The 17,873-nt window shown below is 70.7% G+C and carries 18 protein-coding genes and 1 riboswitch; of the genes, 8 read left to right on the forward strand and 10 right to left on the reverse strand.

Features of this window, described 5'->3' with window-relative positions; translation table 11 throughout:
- The first annotated feature begins 36 nt into the window (after window positions 1–36).
- From AC57BS_RS07915 to AC57BS_RS07935, 5 genes are all read left to right on the forward strand, one after another.
- On the forward strand, window positions 37–312 hold the full coding sequence (locus tag AC57BS_RS07915) for a hypothetical protein (RefSeq protein WP_496410884.1): 276 nt from the start codon (window positions 37–39) through the stop codon (window positions 310–312).
- A gap of 10 nt (window positions 313–322) precedes the next feature.
- Entirely contained in the window at window positions 323–1,564 is a 1,242-nt protein-coding gene (locus AC57BS_RS07920) for an NYN domain-containing protein (RefSeq protein WP_496410885.1), read from the forward strand.
- A 75-nt stretch (window positions 1,565–1,639) separates the two neighbouring features.
- Window positions 1,640–1,846 (forward strand): hypothetical protein, encoded by a 207-nt coding sequence (locus AC57BS_RS07925; RefSeq protein ID WP_129457126.1) that lies wholly within the window; start codon window positions 1,640–1,642, stop codon window positions 1,844–1,846.
- A 145-nt stretch (window positions 1,847–1,991) separates the two neighbouring features.
- Window positions 1,992–2,120: riboswitch (cyclic di-AMP (ydaO/yuaA leader) on the forward strand.
- A 31-nt stretch (window positions 2,121–2,151) separates the two neighbouring features.
- Window positions 2,152–3,141 carry a C40 family peptidase gene (locus AC57BS_RS07930; protein ID WP_496410886.1) on the forward strand — a complete coding sequence of 330 codons (990 nt, stop codon included), beginning with the start codon at window positions 2,152–2,154 and terminating at the stop codon, window positions 3,139–3,141.
- A 58-nt stretch (window positions 3,142–3,199) separates the two neighbouring features.
- Entirely contained in the window at window positions 3,200–4,405 is a 1,206-nt protein-coding gene (locus AC57BS_RS07935) for a hypothetical protein (protein ID WP_496410887.1), read from the forward strand.
- Window positions 4,406–4,495: 90 nt separating this feature from the next.
- Here AC57BS_RS07935 and AC57BS_RS07940 read toward each other — a convergent pair whose 3' ends face one another.
- The 10 genes from AC57BS_RS07940 to AC57BS_RS07985 all read right to left on the reverse strand — a co-directional run bounded on the left by AC57BS_RS07940 (window position 4,496) and on the right by AC57BS_RS07985 (window position 15,668).
- Window positions 4,496–4,660: a Flp family type IVb pilin gene (locus tag AC57BS_RS07940; RefSeq protein ID WP_496410888.1), complete on the reverse strand. Its 165-nt coding sequence runs from the start codon at window positions 4,658–4,660 to the stop codon at window positions 4,496–4,498.
- Window positions 4,661–4,734: 74 nt separating this feature from the next.
- Window positions 4,735–4,920, reverse strand: coding sequence for a Flp family type IVb pilin (locus AC57BS_RS07945; protein WP_496410889.1), 186 nt, complete (start codon window positions 4,918–4,920; stop codon window positions 4,735–4,737).
- A 178-nt stretch (window positions 4,921–5,098) separates the two neighbouring features.
- Entirely contained in the window at window positions 5,099–5,746 is a 648-nt protein-coding gene (locus AC57BS_RS07950; RefSeq protein WP_496410890.1) for a response regulator transcription factor, read from the reverse strand.
- Window positions 5,721–7,307 (reverse strand): sensor histidine kinase, encoded by a 1,587-nt coding sequence (locus AC57BS_RS07955; protein ID WP_496410891.1) that lies wholly within the window; start codon window positions 7,305–7,307, stop codon window positions 5,721–5,723. The genes AC57BS_RS07950 and AC57BS_RS07955 overlap by 26 nt, the downstream gene beginning before the upstream one ends.
- The gene (locus AC57BS_RS07960) at window positions 7,307–8,242 is read right to left on the reverse strand and encodes a type II secretion system F family protein (protein ID WP_496410892.1); all 936 of its coding nucleotides are present in this window, start codon (window positions 8,240–8,242) and stop codon (window positions 7,307–7,309) included. Before AC57BS_RS07960 ends, AC57BS_RS07955 begins: the two co-directional genes overlap by 1 nt.
- Before the next feature lies 1 nt (window position 8,243).
- Window positions 8,244–10,139, reverse strand: coding sequence for a type II secretion system F family protein (locus AC57BS_RS07965; protein ID WP_496410893.1), 1,896 nt, complete (start codon window positions 10,137–10,139; stop codon window positions 8,244–8,246).
- Window positions 10,136–11,569: a TadA family conjugal transfer-associated ATPase gene (locus tag AC57BS_RS07970; protein WP_496410894.1), complete on the reverse strand. Its 1,434-nt coding sequence runs from the start codon at window positions 11,567–11,569 to the stop codon at window positions 10,136–10,138. Before AC57BS_RS07970 ends, AC57BS_RS07965 begins: the two co-directional genes overlap by 4 nt.
- Before the next feature lies 1 nt (window position 11,570).
- Complete coding sequence (locus tag AC57BS_RS07975; protein ID WP_496410895.1) at window positions 11,571–12,836, reverse strand: CpaE/TadZ family protein; 1,266 nt, start codon at window positions 12,834–12,836, stop codon at window positions 11,571–11,573.
- Window positions 12,833–13,615 (reverse strand): Flp pilus assembly protein CpaB, encoded by a 783-nt coding sequence (gene cpaB, locus AC57BS_RS07980; RefSeq protein WP_496410896.1) that lies wholly within the window; start codon window positions 13,613–13,615, stop codon window positions 12,833–12,835. The genes AC57BS_RS07975 and cpaB overlap by 4 nt, the downstream gene beginning before the upstream one ends.
- A gap of 256 nt (window positions 13,616–13,871) precedes the next feature.
- Window positions 13,872–15,668, reverse strand: a complete 1,797-nt coding sequence (locus AC57BS_RS07985; protein WP_496410897.1) for an AMP-dependent synthetase/ligase — start codon at window positions 15,666–15,668, stop codon at window positions 13,872–13,874.
- A gap of 148 nt (window positions 15,669–15,816) precedes the next feature.
- On the opposite strand from AC57BS_RS07985, the gene AC57BS_RS07990 reads away from it, so the two are divergent.
- The 3 genes from AC57BS_RS07990 to AC57BS_RS08000 are packed head-to-tail and all read left to right on the forward strand — an operon-like array spanning window position 15,817 to window position 17,863.
- A complete protein-coding gene (locus AC57BS_RS07990) occupies window positions 15,817–16,254 on the forward strand; it encodes an SRPBCC family protein (RefSeq protein WP_496410898.1) in 438 nt (145 codons plus the stop codon).
- A gap of 14 nt (window positions 16,255–16,268) precedes the next feature.
- On the forward strand, window positions 16,269–17,480 hold the full coding sequence (locus AC57BS_RS07995; RefSeq protein WP_496410899.1) for an ArsA family ATPase: 1,212 nt from the start codon (window positions 16,269–16,271) through the stop codon (window positions 17,478–17,480).
- A complete protein-coding gene (locus AC57BS_RS08000) occupies window positions 17,477–17,863 on the forward strand; it encodes a hypothetical protein (RefSeq protein WP_496410900.1) in 387 nt (128 codons plus the stop codon). The genes AC57BS_RS07995 and AC57BS_RS08000 overlap by 4 nt, the downstream gene beginning before the upstream one ends.
- The last annotated feature ends 10 nt before the right edge of the window (window positions 17,864–17,873 follow it).

Consider the following 17,873-nt stretch of genomic DNA (forward strand, 5'->3'; position numbering starts at 1 on the left):
CCGCGCCCGACCAGATCGCACCCCCGAGGAGCACCCGTGCCTAACCAGACCGCCGCCCTCCGCGTTCCGGCCGAAGGCGAGCGGTGGCGCTGCGCCGGCTGCGGGAACCTCACCCGGTTCGACGTGACGCGTACGCGGCGTACGACCGAGTACTGGCACTTCGACCTCGCCGGCGACCACCAGGTCGAGGAGGAGACCGTGCGATCGGAGGACGTGGAGTCGGTGTCCTGCCGCTGGTGCGGTCGCGCCGACGCGATCGAGATCGTGGACCGCGCCTCGGCCGACACCGCCGCCGACCCGGCCGCCGGGTGACAGGACGCCCGTGACCGAGCAGGCGCCCGTGCCGGAGCGGCTCCGCATGCGGGTCATCGCCCTGGTCTCTGCGGTGCTGCCGTCGGTCACGCCCGTGCCGCCGTCGCTGCGGAAGGTCGCCGGCTTCGCGCCCGCGCGCCGGGCGCGCCTCGGCGGCGCAGCGATCTGGGCCGCGCTCGCCGAGGACGCCTTCCGGGAGCACGCCGCCGTACAGGTCGCCGCGGTGCCCGGCGCCGCGGACGACCCTGTCGAGACGGCGGCTCGTGCGTGGCTGGCCCGCGAGGAGGGCTGGGAAGCGGTCGTCGCGGACGTCGTGGATTCCCTGGGCGTCGAGGAGCGGCGCGACGACCAGGTCGCCGCTGAGCACGCCAGGCTCACCGCGCAGGTGGCCGCTCTCCAGGCCGAGCTCGTGGCCGCGCGCGCGCTGCACCGGGAGGAGCTCGACAGCGCGAAGGCCGACCACAAGGTGCTGCGCCAGCGACTGGGCGAGGCCCGCGGGGTCCTGCGCGCCGCGGAGGAGGAGCGGGACGCGGCGTACGCCGCACGTGACGAGGCCGTGGCCGCGGCCGAGCGGGCGACGCGGGCTGCGGAGGCCGACGTACGCCGACTCCGGGCGCAGCTCGAGGAGGCGGAGTCCGGGCTGGCGGCGAATCGCCGCGACGCCCGCTCCGAGCGTGACTCTGCGACCATCCGCGCGCGGCTGCTGCTCGACGCGGTCGTCGACGCGGCGACCGGGCTGCGCCGCGAGCTGGCGCTCCCACCGGTCAGCGGTGCGCCGGGCGATGCCGTCGAGGCAGAGCTGGCCGGCATCGAGGCGGCACCTGCGTCCAGGGCCCCCGCCACCCCCGCCCTCCTCGAGCAGACGCTCGCCATGCCGCGCTCGCGCCTCATCGTCGACGGATACAACGTCACCAAGCAGGCGTGGCCGACCGCGAGCCTCGAGGCGCAGCGCAGCCGGCTCGTCGCGGCGCTCGGACCGCTGGTGGCGCGGTCCGGTGCGGAGACGACCGTCGTCTTCGACGCGGCCGAGTCCACGGTGCGTACGGCGATGCCGGCGCCGCGCGGCGTGCGCGTGGTGTTCAGCCCGGAGGGCGTGATCGCGGACGACGTGATCCGCCAGCTCGTCGCGGCCGAGCCGCGGGGGAGGGTGGTCGTGGTGGTCAGCGACGACCAGGCAGTGGCGCGTGACGTGGTGCGCAGCGGCGCGCGGTCGGTGCCCGCGTCCGCGCTCCTCGGCGTCATCGGCGGATAGGTCGACACGCGGCCCGACAGGCCGGCCCGACACGCCGAGGGGCCGTTGTCGGTGGGCCCTGTCACCGTTCGGGACATGACGACACGGATCGATTGCGACACCTGCGTGGTCCGCGGGCTGCACTGCCACGACTGCGTGGTGACGGTGCTCCTCGGCCCTCCGCCCGAGCTGACCATCGACGACGACGAGCTGGCCGCGCTGGACGCGCTCGCCTCGGGGGGCCTGGTGCCGCCGCTGAGGCTGGTGGAGCCCGTGGCGGGACCCGTGATCGAGTCGGCGTGAGCGTGCGACGACACGTATTCCCACCAGATGACCCGAAGATTGGCGAGGGGTCGGTGGGCGGTTTAGGGTGTGGGCTGACGTCCGTGGCAGTGGGTCACCCGGCCCGCGCGGACGTCGCGCCGAGTCGTGGACCACGTCCCCCGCACCACCCGTGGTCCGCGAGCCGGGGAACCACAATTCCCCCTGGGGTGAATCCCCTGTGAGGCGCACCGCGCGAGCGGTGCGTGGAGCAGGAGTAGGCCAGTCGTGCCGAACCCGTCAGCTCACCTGGTAGGCGTACGACACCCCGAGGAGTTCCCCCGCTCGTGGCTCACACCCGCAAGCGAGTCGGCGCGACCGTTCTTGGTCTCACCGCGATCGCTGCCATTGCCTTCGTGCCCGCGACCCCCGCGCAGGCCGAGCCCGACATCAAGGACGTCAAGGCCCGTGTCGACCGGCTCTACCACGAGGCCGAAGCCGCGCAGGAGCGCCTGCACGACGCCAAGCTCGACCTCGCCGACCTCCGTCGCGACCTCAACGGACTGAAGGCCGACCAGGCGCGTCAGGACGAGCGACTCGACGCCGTCCGCGAGCAGGTCTCCGACGCCGTGGTCCGCCAGCTCGAGGGCGAGAGCATCTCGACCGTCGGCCAGATCGTCGTGTCCGAGGACCCGGGCGCCTTCCTGGACTCCCTGTCGACGATGTCGTCCTTCAACGACCTGCAGGCCTCGCTGCTGTCCGACTACGACACCGAGCTCGAGGCGCTCGAGATCCGGCGCGAGGCCACCGACGCCCGCACCAAGGAGATCGCCCAGCTCACCGAGCAGCTGAGCGCCGAGAAGGACACCGTCGACGACAAGCTCGCCGAGGCCAAGGACCTGCTCTCCGACCTCGAGGTCGAGGAGCGCGAGCGCGTGCTCGCCTCGCGCGGCAGCACGACCCGGGTGCCCACCTCGGTGCCCGCGTCCGGACGGGCCGCCGCCGCCGTGCAGTACGCCATGGCCCAGGTCGGTGACGCCTACGTCTACGGCGCGATGGGCGAGAACGCCTTCGACTGCAGCGGTCTCACGATGCGCGCATGGGCCCAGTCCGGCGTGTCCCTCCCGCACTCCTCCAGCGCCCAGTTCAGCTCGGGTCCGCGCATCGCCGCGAGCGACCTCCAGCCGGGTGACCTGGTCTTCTACTACAGCCCGATCAGCCACGTCGGCATCTACATCGGTAACGGCATGATCGTCCACGCGGCCAACCCGGGCACCGGGGTCGCCGTCGCAGGCCTCTACTCGATGCCCTACGTCGGCGCGGTCCGCCCTGGCTGAGCAGCAGACCTCGAAGGCCGGTCGTCCACTCCTGTGGGCGGCCGGCCTTTCGCTGTGCGTGGTCGTCGCGCTCCTCGTGGTCCTGACACGCGACGGCCGGGACGCGGTCGAGCCGCGCCCCGTCGAGGTGCAGCGGGCCAGTCCTGCGGAGGCGTCGGCTGCCCTGGCCTCGTTCGTCGCCGGCGTGCAGGAGCGTGACATCGACACCCTCACCGGACTCGCCCCCGAGGACTCACCCGAGGTGCAGGAACAGCTGTCGGGCATCGCCACCAACGCGGCGTCGCTCGACCTCCGGGACGTCACCGCGCGGTACGTCGACCAGGTCGGCACCGTGAGTGCAGACGGCTCTTGGTCGGGGGTCGTCGAGATGACGTGGAGGTTCCGGGTCTTCGACAGGGCGCCGGCGCGCGCGGACGTGGTGGTCCGCTTCACGCCTGCCGGCGACGATCTGGCCATCGCCGGCTTCGGTGCGTCGGGCGGTTCGGAGGGCCGGGTGCCGCTCTGGCTGCGGGGAGAGCTGGCAGTCGCTCGCTCGGAGGGCCACCTCGTCATGGTCGACGGGGAGCAGCGCGAGGCGAACGACGTCGCCGAGCGGGTGGCCCGCGGGATCCCGGTCGTCACGAAGGTCCTGCCCGAGTGGAGCTCGCCCGTCGTCGTGGAGGTGCCAGCCAGTGCTTCCGACCTCGACGAGACCCTGGGCGTCGCACCCGGGACGTACGCCGGGATCGCAGCGGTCACTGCGGGAGCAGGCACGGACACTGGTCCGGACGCACCGGTCCACGTGTTCGTGAACCCCGAGATCACCGACGGCCTGCGCCGTGCGGGCGCCCAGGTCGTGATGAGCCACGAGCTGGTCCACGTCGCCACGGACGCGGTGCGCAGGCCGGTCGAGCCGTGGCTGCTCGAGGGCTTCGCCGACTACGTCGCGCTGCGTGGCACCAGGCTGCCCGACCGCGTCACCCTCGGCCGGGCCATCGCGGCGGCGCAGCGCGACGGGGTCCCCGAGGCGCTGCCGACGGCCGCTGACTTCGACACCCGCGAGCGAGACCTGCAGGCGCGGTACGAGGAGGCATGGCTGGCCTGCCGGGTCATCGCTGAGACGCTGGGGGAGCGGGGGCTGGTGGAGGTCTACGAAGGGGCCTCGAGTGGCGCGTCCCTGGCCCAGCAGCTCGGGCGAGCCGGTCTTCCGGTCGACACCCTGACCGACGCGTGGCGTGATGAGCTGCGCAGCCTGGTTCGGCCGGGGTTGACCGAGAAGCACTGAAGGCGACCGCAGATGCGATCGCCTTCGAGGTGCAGGTGCGACGTCTCCGCCAGACCTCAGGTCGTCCGGCTGTGTCGCTGGTGCCTCCGACTAGTTCCGGCCGAGGCGCGGAGGGATCTCCTGGAACAGGCTGACCACTTCTTGTCCGAAGACGCCGACGGCGAGGATGATCGCACCGCAGATGAGCGCGAGCATCAGGCCGTACTCCACGGCCGTCGCACCGCCCTCGTCGCGCTGTTCGTCGCTGCCAACCATCATCCTGCTCCTTCCTGCGTGAATGGGCGAAGGCCGGCACCCGCGACGATTCGCGGGTGCCGGCCTCCAGAGGATCAGCGACCCTGCATGCCCGCGGTGACCTCGTTGAAGAGGGCGACGAGCTCGTCGCCGAGGAGGCCGACGGTGATGATGATGGCGGCGGCGATCAGCGCGACCATCAGGCCGTACTCGACGGCGGTGGCGCCCTTCTCGTCGTCCTTGCGGCCGGCGAGCATGATGGCGAAGAAGTTCTGCAGCATGGTTTTCCCCTTGTGTCTGTGTGATGAGTCTCGGCTTCCGAGCCCGCGAGGACCCGTCGAAGAGAACTCTGCCAAGATCGCGAGGATGCCGAATCGGGTGATCGGCTCCGGCTGGGTAGTCCCTTGTGACTATCTCCGTGCCACCCGCGCGGCCCTGCGTGTCACCAGAGCGACTAGGTCAGAAGCGCTGAGGGGAGGCGTGGTCGAGCAGGCCGAGTCGCATGGCCGTCACCAGGGCCTGTGCGCGGTTGGCAGCCCCGAGCTTCTGGTAGATGTGCGTGATGTGCGTCTTGGCCGTCGACTCGCTCATGTAGAGCGACGAGGCGATCTCGCCGGTGCCGAGACCGTCGGCGAGGAGGGCGAGCACTTCGGCCTCGCGCCCGGACAGCCGGGGCGGCGCAGGGGAGGTGGCGCGACGCATCACTGCCTGGCTGAGACCGGCGCACAGGAAGGTTCGCGGTGCCACGGCAGCGTGCTTCGCGGCGCTCACCACCTCGGTCGCCCGGGTGTCCTTGCCGACGAACGCAGAGGCGCCCGCCTCCATCGCGGCGAAGATGTGGTCGTCGCCGGCGTGCATGGTCAGGACCACGACTCCCGTGCTGTCGGAGGTGTCGCGGATCGCACGCACCACGTCGAGGCCGTGGCCGTCCGGAAGCTGGAGGTCCGTCACGACGACGTCGGGCTGCAGGTCCCGCCAGGCGGACACACCGTCCGCGACCGTGCCTGCCTGGCCGACGACGGTCATGTCGGCGTCCCGTTCGAAGGCACGCGCAAGTCCTTGGCGGATCAGCTCGTGGTCGTCAACCAGTAGCACGGTGGTGCCCATGGGGGGTCTCTCCTTCTGGGGTGACGGTCGAGGGTGACCGCAGGCTCACGACGGTGCCGCCGTCGCTTCGGGGGGACACGTCCAGGCGGGCGCCGACTCCTTCGGCCCTCTCGCGCATGGTCTGCAGGCCCCAGTGCTGCTCGCGCGGCGTGGCGTTGCCGACTCCGTCGTCCGCCACCTCCAGTCGCAGGGTGGTGCCGTCGGAGTCGAAGGTGACCCACAGGTTCTCGGCTCGGGCGTGCTTCCTGACGTTGCCGATGGCCTCCTGGGCGACGCGGAGCACCTCCGTCGCCGTTCTCGCGGGGAGCGGGGGCCCGGACTCCGCCAGTGAGAGGTGCACCTGCAGGCCAGAGGCGTGGGACACCTCCCGCGCGTAGTCGGCCAGCGAGCTGGACACCCGGCCGTCGGTGACCTGGTGGCGCAGGTCGAAGATGGAGAACCGGATCTCGGAGACCAACCTGGTGATCTCCGCCCGCAACGTCGACGCGAGCTCGCGCGTCTGCTCCTGGTCGCTGATCGACTCGATCTCGTCGACGATGTAGCCGAGCCCGACGATCTCCTGGGCGACCCCGTCGTGCATGTCGCGGGCGATCCGGTTGCGCTCCTCGGACGTGGCGAGGGACCGTACGTCCTCGAAGAGGACAGCCGTGTCCAGCCTGAGGGCGAAGTCGTCAGCCACCTCGCGAGCACGCTCGTCGAGCTCGTCGGTCCAGCGGGGGACCCCCACGACGACGCAGTAGCCGAGCACCTGCTGGGCGCCTCGCAGGGGAACGACGGCGGCGCCGGGCGTGCGGTCGGCCTCCGGGACGAGGATCTCCTGCTCCAGACGGTCCACGTCGCCGCCCGGGTTGATGGCCCGGAGCGAGTGGTCGTGGTCGACGACGAAGACGGTGCAGCGCGCGCCGGCCGTGGCCCGCAGCATGGCCGCCTCGAGCTCGGTGGCCAGCGAGGCGCTGTCGAGACCTACCGTCCCGGACGCGGCGAGCTGGTGGATCCGCGCCATCAGGTGGTGCGCAGCGGCGTACGGGGCCTCGCGGGCAGCGAGGTCGCGGTTGCCTCGCGACTGCCAGCTCGCGAGCAGTCCGACCCCGAGCCCGATGGCGAGCCACGGCAGCACGCCGGCGGCTCGCTCGACAGCGTCCCCGGACGGATTGGCTGCCAGGGTCGCCGCCGTGGCCAGACCAGCGATCAATGTCACATTGAGCGTGGTCACCAGGCCGTGCCGGACGCCGGCCACGACTGCGGGGAAGGCTAGGCAGGCCCCGAGGCCGACGGTGGAGTCCGTGGCGACGATGACCGTGGGCACCACGATGGCCTCGGCCACGGCGTACCAGTGGGTGGGCAGCTCGCGCGACTTCCACTCGAGCAGGGACATCACCATCGCGACGAGCAGGACGACCACCAGGACGGGAGCCGACTCGACCAGTACGCCGTCGCTGATGGTGGCGCCCGTGGCCAGGGCGACCGCGAAGACCCGCACCGCGGTCGTCGTCCGCCACGCGTTGACGGCGGATCGTGTCGGCGCCGTGTCACCCGGTGCGCGGACGCGCGACGCCGTCATCAGTTCGAGCTGAAGTTCTCGGCGATGGAGATTCCAGCGGGGCCGAGGATGACGAGGAACAGGCACGGCAGGATGAACATCACCAGCGGGATCATCATCCGCACGGGGACCTGCTGGGCCTTCTCCTCTGCCCGCTGCCGGCGCTTGGTCCGCATCTCCTGGCTCTGGATGCGCAGGACCCGGGCGATCGGTATGCCGAGGCTGTCGGCCTGGACCATCGCCAGGCAGAAGGACTTGAGGTCGGGCAGGGAGGTTCGCTCGGCCATGGCACGCATGGCCTCTGCCCGGCCCCTGCCGATCTGCATCTCCTGCAGCAGGCGGGCGAACTCGCTCGCCAACGGGCCGTCGCTGTTCTTGGCGACCCGGCTCACCGCTGCGTCGAAACCGAGTCCGGCCTCGACCGAGATCGTGAGCAGGTCCATCGCGTCCGGGAGGCCGTTGCGCATCTGGGTCGCGCGCTTGGTGCCGGCGTTGTAGAGCAGGATGTTAGGCAGGACGTAGCCGAAGGCGGCCGCGATCCCTGTCACGAGCAGCACGCGGTAGAAGGGCCAGTTCAGCCCCAACAGGTAGAGGAATCCCAGCACGCCGAAGACGCCCAGCCCGAGGACTTTGAGCCCGATGATGCGGTTGACGTCCCACGCCGGCGGGTTGCCGGCGACGTTGAGCCGGTACTGGATCTTCCTCGCAGTGTCGGCGCGAACGATTCGGCGACCCGTGACCACCAGTCGATCGCCCAACGGCCCGATGACGCGTTCGACGAAGGGCCGCTCGATCTCGCCCTTCAGCTCGGCGGGAGCACTGTCGATCGCCTGGATGGCGGCCACCGAGCGTGCCACGCCTCGTCGCTCGGAGGTGGCCACTCCGATGATGGACAGGGCAAGAGTGAGCCCGGCACACAGCAGGGCCGCACCCGCCAGCATGATCGTCGCTCCCATGTCAGACCTCCACCTTCGCGAGCTTGGCCATGGCGAATCCGCCGAGGGCGAGAAGGAAGCCGGCGACCACGATGAGGATCCAGCCGACGACCGTGGTGTAGAGCACCTCCACGTAGTCCGGGTTGGCGAACATCATGTAGAAGAAGAGTCCTGGCGGGAGCGCGGTCAGGATGTATCCCGAGAGCCGGCCCTCGGCGCTGAGAGCACGCACCTGACGCCGCAGGTAGTCGCGCTCGCGCAGCGTGTCCGCGACCGTGTGCAGGATCTCGGCCAGGTTGCCGCCCACCTCGCGCTGGATGCGGATGGCCATCACGATCCACGAGAAGTCCTCGCTCTGCATGCGTTCGCCGACACCCTCGAGGGCATCGGTGATGTCGACGCCGAGACGCTGCTCGACGAGTGCCCGCCGGAGCTCGCCCGCCATCGGCTCGTTGCCCTCGCGGACGACGCTGTCCACTGCTTGGGGGAGCGAGAGCCCCGCCTGGAGGCCACCTGCCATGAGGCCGAGCGTCTCCGCGAGCTGACCGTTGAACGCGTTGAGCCTGCGGACGTGCCGGATCTTGAGGTAGAGCCACGGCCCCACGAGCCCGAGGACCAGGCCCATCGCCGCGAGACCGGCGCCGCTGAGCAGGAAGCCTGCAAGGGCAGCCCCCACTGCGACGGCGGCATGGAGGAGCAACCACTCCGACGCGGTCAGCGCCGAGCCGGCTCCGGCGAGTCGCTGCGAGATGCGGCCCTCCAGGTCCTTCGAGACGACTCTGTCCGTCAGGGCGACCGCGGATCCACGCAGGTCGGCGCTGGCGTTGCCCTTGCGCTTGGCACCGCCGGTCTCACCGAAGTAGGCCTCCAGCCGACGGTCCGCCGAAGAACGGTTGGGGCCCGCGATGGCGACGGCGAGGATCCCGGCCAGACCGAGTGCCAGGGCCAGGGCGCCACCGAGCATGCCGGGCGTGCCCACGAGCGAGCGTCCGGATGAGACGAGGTCCGGGGCAGAGGAAGCTGCGCCGAGCGAGATGAAGGCCGAGTCGGTGTACGACGAGCCGTCGGCGTCGACCGTGACGCCGAGGTTCACCTCATCGGCTGCGTCGTCCGGGCGCTGGAAGGTCACCAGGAGCTGCTGCGCGAGGGCGTCCGCCTGGGCGGAGAACACAGACTCCAGGGCCTCCTGCTCCGCAGGGATCACCTGGCCGCCGGTGCCCTCGGCGAGGGACGACATGGTCTCGGCGTTCTTGGGATTGGCCAGGGAGACGACGTCGACGACGACACCGCCGTCCTGCGCGTCCTTGGCGACCACGTCGAGCGTCGTGGCGCTGTTGGTGTCACCACCGTCGGACAGCACCAGCAGCGAGCGCGACCCGTCGGTCCCGACCTGGGCGAGACCCTCGGCCATCGCGTCGTAGACCCCGGTGCCCTTGCGAAGGGTGATGTCCGCGAGCGCCGCGCGGACCGACTCGTGGTCGGTCGTGGGCTCGATCACGTCACCGAGGTCGCCCGCGAACGGCACCAGGCCGATGCGTACGTCGTCGGGTGCGGCCGCGAGGAAGGCGTCCACGGCTGCCGTGGCGGAGGCGAACTTGTCGCCCTGCCGCATGCTGTTGCTCGCATCCAGCACGAGCACGGTCGTGCGGGTGACGTCTCCGGCCGCGATGATCTTGGCGGACGACTCGACAGCCCGTCCGTCCACCTCCACCCGGACGGATGCGGGGTCCACGGCCGCGTCGCCGGGGATGCCGTCGACGGCGACGACCATCGACACCTTCCCGTCGACGGACTCGACGTGGTCGATGTTCACCTCGTCGGCCGCGTGCGCCGGTGCCGTCGCGAACAGGACGACCAGCCCGCCGGCCAGCAGCGCTGCTGCCCGTCGCGGTGCTCGCGAGGTGTGACGCAGGTTCATCGCAGGGTTCCGCCCGTGGCGAAGATGGCGGGATCGACGTGCACGCCGTGGTCGGAGAGCCGCTCGAGGAACCGCGGTCGCAGTCCCATCGACTGCAGGCCGCCCTTGAACCTGCCGTTCTCGTCGAGACCGGCCGCGTAGTCGAAGAGGAAGACGTCCTGCGTGGTGATGATGTCGCCCTCCATGCCGACGATCTCGGTGATCGCTGTGATCCGCCTCGTGCCGTCCTTGAGCCGGGTCTGCTGGATGATGAGGTCGACGGCGCTGGCCACCTGCTCGCGGATGGCGCGGACCGGAAGGTCCATGCCGGCCATCAGCACCATGGTCTCGAGTCGTGCGAGGGCGTCGCGCGGGGTGTTGGCGTGCAGCGTCGAGATGGAACCGTCGTGGCCGGTGTTCATGGCCTGGAGCATGTCGAGGGCCGCAGCGTCACGGATCTCACCGACCACCACGCGGTCCGGTCGCATGCGGAGCGAGTTCTTGACGAGGTCACGGATGGTGACGGCGCCCTTGCCCTCGATGTTGGCCGGACGCGACTCGAGTCGGAGCACGTGGTCCTGGCCGAGCCGGAGCTCGGCCGCGTCCTCGATGGTGACGATTCGCTCGTCCTCCGGGATGAAGGCCGAGAGCACGTTCAGGGTGGTTGTCTTGCCTGAGCCGGTGCCGCCCGACACCAGGATGTTGAGCCGGCCGCGAACGCAGCCCTCCAGCAACCGTGCCGAAGCGGGCGTGAGGGTACCGAAGTTGATCAGGTCGTCGACCGTGTAGGGGTCCTCGGAGAACTTGCGGATCGTGAGCTTCGATCCGTCGAGCGCCAGCGGCGGGATGATGGCATTCACGCGGCTGCCGTCAGGGAGGCGCGCGTCGACCATGGGGCTGGTCTCGTCGACGCGACGACCGATCTTGCTCACGATCTTGTCGATGGTCCGGCGCAGGTGTGCCTCGTCGGTGAACGACGTGTCGACCTTGACCAGCTTGCCGCTGCGCTCGACGAAGATGTCCTGGAACGAGTTGACCATGACCTCGGAGAGGCTCGGGTCGCGCAGCAGCGGCTCGATCGGACCGTAGCCGAGGATGTCGTCCGCGATCTCCTGCGAGACTCGCGTGCGGTCCGCCGACGACATCGGGATGTCGGCGTCCGCGATGGCCGTCTGCAGCGCGAGGCGGACCTGCTGCTCGAGCTCGGACTGCGTCATGTGGGCGTCGTAGAGCTTGGGCCCCAAGGCCTCGACGAGGCGTTGGTGGACGATCCGCTTGAGGTCCTGGAACGGATCACCCTTGGGGCCGGCAGCACGCTTCCTGGCTTCGCCCGCTGCGGGTCGCACGACGGTGGTCGTCGCGTTCGGGGCGCCCGACGGCGCTCCGGCAGGGGTCTCCGTCGACTCGGTGGTGCGGCCGCGCGCAGCCGCGAGACGGTCGGTGAGGCTCACGTCATGCCCTCCTCAGGCGAAGCCGGGATCCACTGGACCTCCGGCCGGTCGGGGTGCCCTCGTCGTCGTCACCTGGACCGGCGACGGCTGATGCGACGCTGTCGGAGAACGCGATGAGGGCCTTCGAGTTGGGGTGGTTGGGGTAGGCGCTCACGAGGGCCTCGCCCCGGTTCACGGCGGCCAGGACCTCGCGGCTCGACACCAGCGAGCTGTCGGCCTTGAGCCCGAGGGTCTTCTCGAACTCGTCCACCGTGAGACCGACCTTGCTGTCGGCCCGGTTGAGCACGAAGCGCCAGGTGGACTTGGGGAAGTTGAGGACCTCGAGCGTGCTGGTGGCGAGCTTGAGAGCCTTGAGCGAGGGGATGTCGAGGGTGCCGACCAGGACGATCAGGTCGGACCGGTCCAGCGCGCAGAGCGCGTGGTCGTCGAACACGCCTGAGGTGTCGACCACGACGAAGTCGACCATGCGGCGCAGCGCGTCGAGGAGCTTGCCGATGTCCTCCACCGAGGCCTGGTCCGGCGAGTCGAGCCGCACCGGAGCCGCGACGACGGACAGGTTGTCGGAGTGCCGCGTGAGGATGGAGGCGATGCCCTCGGCATCGATCACTCCGCTGAAGGTCGCGAGGTCGTTGATCGTCCGGTTGGGGGTCAGCTGCAGCATGATGGCGACGTCGCCGCTGTTGACGTCGAGGTCGACCAGGCAGACCGAGCGCCCCTTGCCGGCCAGGGCCACGCCGACGTTGGTCGCCACGAGGCTCTTGCCCACGCCGCCCTTGGTGGAGAACACGGTGACGATCCGTCCCCGCGGCGCGTCGGCCTCGGCCTGTGCGACCGCCGCCGCCTGGGCGGCCTGGGCGGCGACCTCGGCCCGGACGGACTCGGCCGCTGCCTGGGCCTCGTCCATCATGGTCTGCCCGATGGCGTTGGCGACGCTGCGGGCTCGCTGGACGGCCGTGGTGATCCCTGCCAGGTCACGTGCGGCCACGACCTCGCGCATGCCGCTGCGGAGGGCGAGGGCGAGGGCGTTGCTGTCGACCTCGTGACGGAGCAGGATCACGCCGAGGTCTGGCCGATGGACGCGCGCCCACTGCGCCAGATCGGCAGCGGAGTCGCTCGGGACGGACGGGCCGATCACGACGGCGAACTCGTTGGTCGTGGTGCGGATGTGCGCGTCGAGGCCCTCAGGGTCGGCAAAGGCCACTGATCCGTGGAGCATGGCCTGCAGGACGGCGCGTTGTGCGCCGTCGGGCTCGAGGATGGCGGTCACGGCTGCGGGCTCCGGAACAGCTCGGGGTAGACGTCGCGGAGGTAGGCACCTTCGTTGTCGGCCGACGCGGAGTCCTCGGTGAGGAGGGCGAAGTTGAGCTCGGAGGTCCGGTCGGCCTGGAAGAGCTTCTCGGCCTGCTCCTGCGTCACCGCGATGGACAGGATCGTGCGGGCGACCTCCTCGGTCTCCGTCCCCCCGTCCTCGGCCTCTGTGGTGCGCGAGGTGACGCTGGTGGTGCCCACGCCGAGCACCAGGTTGCGGGTGAGGACGATGCGGGTGTAGCTGCCGAGCTTCTGCTCCTTGCCGTCAGGCAGGAGGCGGATCGGATCGAGGGCGGTGGCGAAGACGGCGACCTCGTTGCCGGGGTTGACGAAGCCGGCAACGCGCTCGAAGTCGGTCAGCTCGACTGAGACTGCCATCATGTCGTCCGGAATCACGAGGGTCTGGGTGTCCCCGAGGCTACCGAACTTCTTGGCGATCAGCTGCTCGCCGGGGTAGATCGTGCCGATCGCGACGAGGTCGGAGATGGACGACGTGGACGAGAGGCTGCCGTCGACGACGTCTGCCCGGCGGATCTCGGCCGTGTCGATCTTGCCGGCCTCCTGCGCCTCCGAGACCGACTCGCCGGTCTCGATCGTCTCGGTCGCGACGAGGACCTCGACGAGCTCCTGGTCCTTCGTGGCGCGGGCATCGATGCCCTGGACGTAGAGCACGATCATGGCCGTGCCGGCGAGGGCGATGAGGGCGGCGACGAGGAGGAGAACTGATCGGCGAGCCATGGTGGGTCCTTCGCGAGTCGTGGGATCCCCACGGCGAGGGTCCCGGGCGCGCAGGAGGTCTCAGGTCGTGGTGCGAGAACCGGGCCCCGAAGCCCTCCCAGCGGGATGAATCTAGGGGGGCGGGAAAAGGCTTGCGGGCTAAACCGAGCAAACCACCCGAAAGTAGTCCGGACGCCACCCGAAGTGACTACGTGGGCCTAGTCACTGGTGCCGGTGGTGCCGCTGGTTCTCGTGCGTCGTACGGGCCATGGACTGCTCAACCGAGGTAGAGCGCCTCGATCTGCTCGCGGGACTCCCGCATGACGACACGCCGCTTCAGCTTGAGGCTGGGGGTGAGCTGCCCGCCCTCCTCGGTCCACTCGCCGGGCAGGATCGTGAACTTCCGGATCGCCTCGGCCTTGGAGACGGCCTTGTTGGCCTCGTCGACGGCCTCCTGGACCGCGGCGACGAGGTCGGGGTCCTCGACCAGACGGGACAGGTCGTCACCCTTGCCGTGCTGCTCGGCCCAGGCGGGGAAGGTCTCGCGGTCGATCGTCACGAGAGCGCCGATGAAGGGCTGTCCGTCACCGACCACGAGGCACTGGTCGACCAGCGCGTGGGCACGCAACCGGTCCTCGAGGACCGCCGGGGCGACGTTCTTGCCGCCCGCCGTCACGATGATCTCCTTCTTGCGGCCGGTGATCCGGACGAAGCCCTCGTCGTCGACCTCGCCGACGTCGCCGGTGTGGAACCAGCCGTTGCGGTCCAGCGCCTCCGCCGTGGCGGCCTCGTTGCCCCAGTAGCCGGAAAAGACCTGGCCGCCACGGAACAGGAGCTCCCCGTCGTCAGCCACCCGTACGCTCGTGCCGGGGATCGGTCGGCCGACCGTCCCGATCTTCTGCGCGTCCGGCAGGTTCACGCAGAGCGCGGCGGTCGTCTCGGTGAGGCCGTAGCCCTCGAGCACTGTCAGGCCGATGCCGCGGTAGAAGTGGCCGAGCCTGTCGCCCAGTGGTGCACCACCGGACACGGCGTACGTGCAGCTGCCGCCGAGCGCCTGCCGGAGCTTGCCGTAGACGAGCCGGTCGAACAGCGCGTGCTGCGCGCGCAGGCGCAGCGGGACCCGCTTGCCGTCCAGGGCCCGCGAGTAGGCGATCGCGGCGTCCGCGGCGCGGTCGAAGATCCGGCCCCGGCCGTCGGCGGTCGCGCGCTGCGAGGCGGTGTTGAAGACCTTCTCGAAGACCCGGGGGACGGCGAGGATGAAGGTCGGCCTGAACTCGCCCAGGTCCGCGACGAGGTTCTTGATGTCGGCGCTGTGGCCCAGACGGGTGCGGCTCTTGACGGCGCCGATCTGGATGATGCGAGCGAAGACGTGGGCCAGAGGCAGGAAGAGGAGGGTGGACGAGTCGTCGGCGTCGAAGAGCTCGTGCAGCTCGTCGACGGCCACGCCGAGCTCGAACATGAAGTTGCCGTGGGTGATCATGCAGCCCTTGGGCTTGCCCGTGGTCCCGCTCGTGTAGATGAGGGTGGCGAGGTCGAGGGGGGTGGCGCTGGTGCGGCGCTCCTCGAGCAGGTCGTCGGAGATGTCGGACCCGAGGCGGCGGAGGACGTCGACCGCGTTGTCCTGGATCGACCACACGTGCTGGAGCTCGGCGAGGTCGCCGGCCCTGCGGGCCTCACGGACCCGCGCGAGGTGCTCGGGCCCCTCGGCCACCACGGCCCGCGCGCCCGAGTCCTGGAGGATCCAGCCGATCTGCTCGGCGGAGGACGTCTCGTAGATCGGCACGGTCACGGCGCCGGCGAACCAGATGGCGTAGTCGAGCAGCGTCCACTCGTAGCGGGTCTTCGACAGCAGCGCGACGCGGTCCCCGGCCTCGACACCGGCGGCGACCAGACCCTTGGCCACGGCACGGACCTCGTCGTGGAACTCCGCTGCCGTGACGTCGGCCCAGCCGTCGGGTGTGGCCCGGCTGAAGGCAGCGGTGTCCCCGTGGTCGCGCGCATTGGCGACGACGTCGTCGGTGAGGTTCCCGGTCGTCGGGATCGAGATGGAGAGCGGCGTGGAGAACTCCCGCACGATGGAACCTCCTGGGTGTCGTCGTGTGCGGTCCGCAGGCTATCGCTTGAGGGATCTCGTCCGGCTTGCCGGGCGAGCAGCCCGAGCCTCACAGCCGCTTGCGGCACGAGGACCTCGCCGCGGCAGTGCCGTGGGCTAGGCTCCGGCCATGGCCGAACAGACCTCCTCGTCGATCACGATCGACGCTCCTCCGGCCGACGTGATGGCCGTCATCGCGGACTTCGAGTCCTACCCCGAGTGGGCCAAGGGCGTGCAGACCGCGGAGGTCACCGCGGCCGGGACCGGCGACCGCGCCGAGCAGGTCTACTTCGCCCTCGACGTCTCGCCCATCAAGGACGAGTACACCCTCGCCTACGACTGGGACGGCGACCGCGAGGTCACCTGGACCCTGGTCGAGGGCAACATGCTCAAGGCACTCGACGGCGCCTACACCTTGGTCGACCGGGGTGACGGCACCACCGAGGTGACCTACCGTCTGGCCCTCGACGTCAGCATCCCGCTGATCGGCATGCTCAAGCGCAAGGGCGAGAAGATCCTCATCGACACCGCGCTGAAGGGCCTCAAGAAGCGCGTCGAGTCGCTCTAACTTCCCGGTCCGGGATGCGAATCCTCCTGTTCACCGGCAAGGGCGGTGTCGGCAAGTCCACTCTGGCCGCGGCCACGGCCTGTGCGAGCGCGGCCGCCGGTCACCGGACGCTGGTGCTGTCCACCGACGCCGCCCACTCGCTGGCAGACGCGCTCGATGTGGCCGCCACTGCCGAGCCGACCGAGGCGGCACCGAACCTCTGGGTGCAGCACGTCGACGCCCAGCAGCGCTTCGAGCGCTCCTGGGCCGACATCCAGGGCTACCTGATGAGCGTCCTCGACGTCGCAGGGGTCGACCCGGTCGCCGCCGAGGAGCTCACCGTCATCCCCGGGGCCGAGGAGGTGCTGGCCCTGCTCGAGGTGCGGGCACAGGCGCGGTCGGGGGAGTGGGACGTCCTCGTGGTCGACTGCGCGCCAACGGCCGAGACACTCAGACTCCTCGCGCTCCCCGAGGCGCTGGGGTGGTACATGACGCGCGTCCTCCCCGTGGAGCGCCGTGTCGTCAAGGCTCTGAAGCCCGTCCTCACCCGCGCCGCCGGCGTGCCGATGCCCGAGGACTCCGTCTTCGACGCGATCGAGCGACTCCATGCCGAGCTCGACGACGTACGGACCGTGCTCACCGGGCCGGACACCTCCGTACGGCTCGTCCTCACCCCCGAGTCGGTGGTGCTCGCCGAGGCGCGACGGGCCTACACGTTCCTGACCCTCTTCGGCTACCGCGTCGACGCGGCCGTCGTGAACCGGGTCTTCCCCGACGGCGGCGCCGATGAGTGGCGTACGACGTGGGTGGCGGCCCAACGGACGGTGCTCGAGGAGGCGGCCGACTCGTTCGCCGGGCTGGACCTCCGGACGTCGGTCTACCGTCCGGCCGAGCCGGTCGGACGCGCGGCGCTGCTCGAGCTGGCAGCGGACGTCTACGACGGGTCCGACCCCCTGGCGAAGGGCGCTGGCACCGCGGGGATGTCGGTCCGTACGACGGGCAGCGGCAGGGTGCTGTCGGTGCCCCTCCCGCTCGCCGCGCAGGACGACGTACGTCTCGCGCGCAAGGGCGACGAGCTCGTGGTGTCCGTCGCGTCGTATCGTCGCCTCCTGACGCTCCCGTCCGGACTGGCGCGACACCGCGTGGCGGGAGCGCGAGTGCGCGACGGAGAGCTGCAGGTCCGGTTCACCGAGCCGGACCGCCCGACCACCACCGCTACTACTGAGACGCCGGAGGAGACCCTGTGACCGACGCGGGTGACGCGCACGACGTCGGGTCGCTGGGCGAGGAGGCGGCCAAGCTCCTCGGCGCCCTCTCCGGCTGGGCGCGCGAACACGCAGGCGACGCGGGCGAGGGCCTGTCGGGCCTCGCTGCACAAGCAGCGGCGTCGGCACACGGCCTCAACGAGCACCTCGCCACCGGGTCGGTCGAGTGCACCGTGTGCCCGGTCTGCCGGACCGTTCACGCGGCGCGGCAGCTGAGCCCGGAGGTCAAGGCCCACCTCGCGACAGCGGTCACCTCGCTGGCCCAGGCCGCGGCGGCGATCATGGCCACCACGCAGTCGGGCACGCCCCAGGACGGCGGTGTCGAGCACATCGACCTCGCCGACGACTGGCCATCGGAAGACTGAGGCAGGGTCG

The sequence above is a fragment of the Nocardioides sp. BGA-UO-ETr-FS32 genome, from assembly GCF_059567905.1.

Bases quoted from the DNA above. Each gene is read 5' to 3' on its own strand.
- AC57BS_RS07925 (WP_129457126.1), top strand. From the start codon at position 1,640: ATGACGACACGGATCGATTGCGACACCTGCGTGGTCCGCGGGCTGCAC.
- AC57BS_RS07940 (WP_496410888.1), bottom strand. From the start codon at position 4,660: ATGGTTGGCAGCGACGAACAGCGCGACGAGGGCGGTGCGACGGCCGTG.
- AC57BS_RS07945 (WP_496410889.1), bottom strand. From the start codon at position 4,920: ATGCTGCAGAACTTCTTCGCCATCATGCTCGCCGGCCGCAAGGACGAC.
- AC57BS_RS07950 (WP_496410890.1), bottom strand. From the start codon at position 5,746: ATGGGCACCACCGTGCTACTGGTTGACGACCACGAGCTGATCCGCCAA.
- AC57BS_RS07955 (WP_496410891.1), bottom strand. From the start codon at position 7,307: ATGACGGCGTCGCGCGTCCGCGCACCGGGTGACACGGCGCCGACACGA.
- AC57BS_RS07960 (WP_496410892.1), bottom strand. From the start codon at position 8,242: ATGGGAGCGACGATCATGCTGGCGGGTGCGGCCCTGCTGTGTGCCGGG.
- AC57BS_RS07965 (WP_496410893.1), bottom strand. From the start codon at position 10,139: ATGAACCTGCGTCACACCTCGCGAGCACCGCGACGGGCAGCAGCGCTG.
- cpaB (WP_496410896.1), bottom strand. From the start codon at position 13,615: ATGGCTCGCCGATCAGTTCTCCTCCTCGTCGCCGCCCTCATCGCCCTC.
- AC57BS_RS07990 (WP_496410898.1), top strand. From the start codon at position 15,817: ATGGCCGAACAGACCTCCTCGTCGATCACGATCGACGCTCCTCCGGCC.
- AC57BS_RS07995 (WP_496410899.1), top strand. From the start codon at position 16,269: ATGCGAATCCTCCTGTTCACCGGCAAGGGCGGTGTCGGCAAGTCCACT.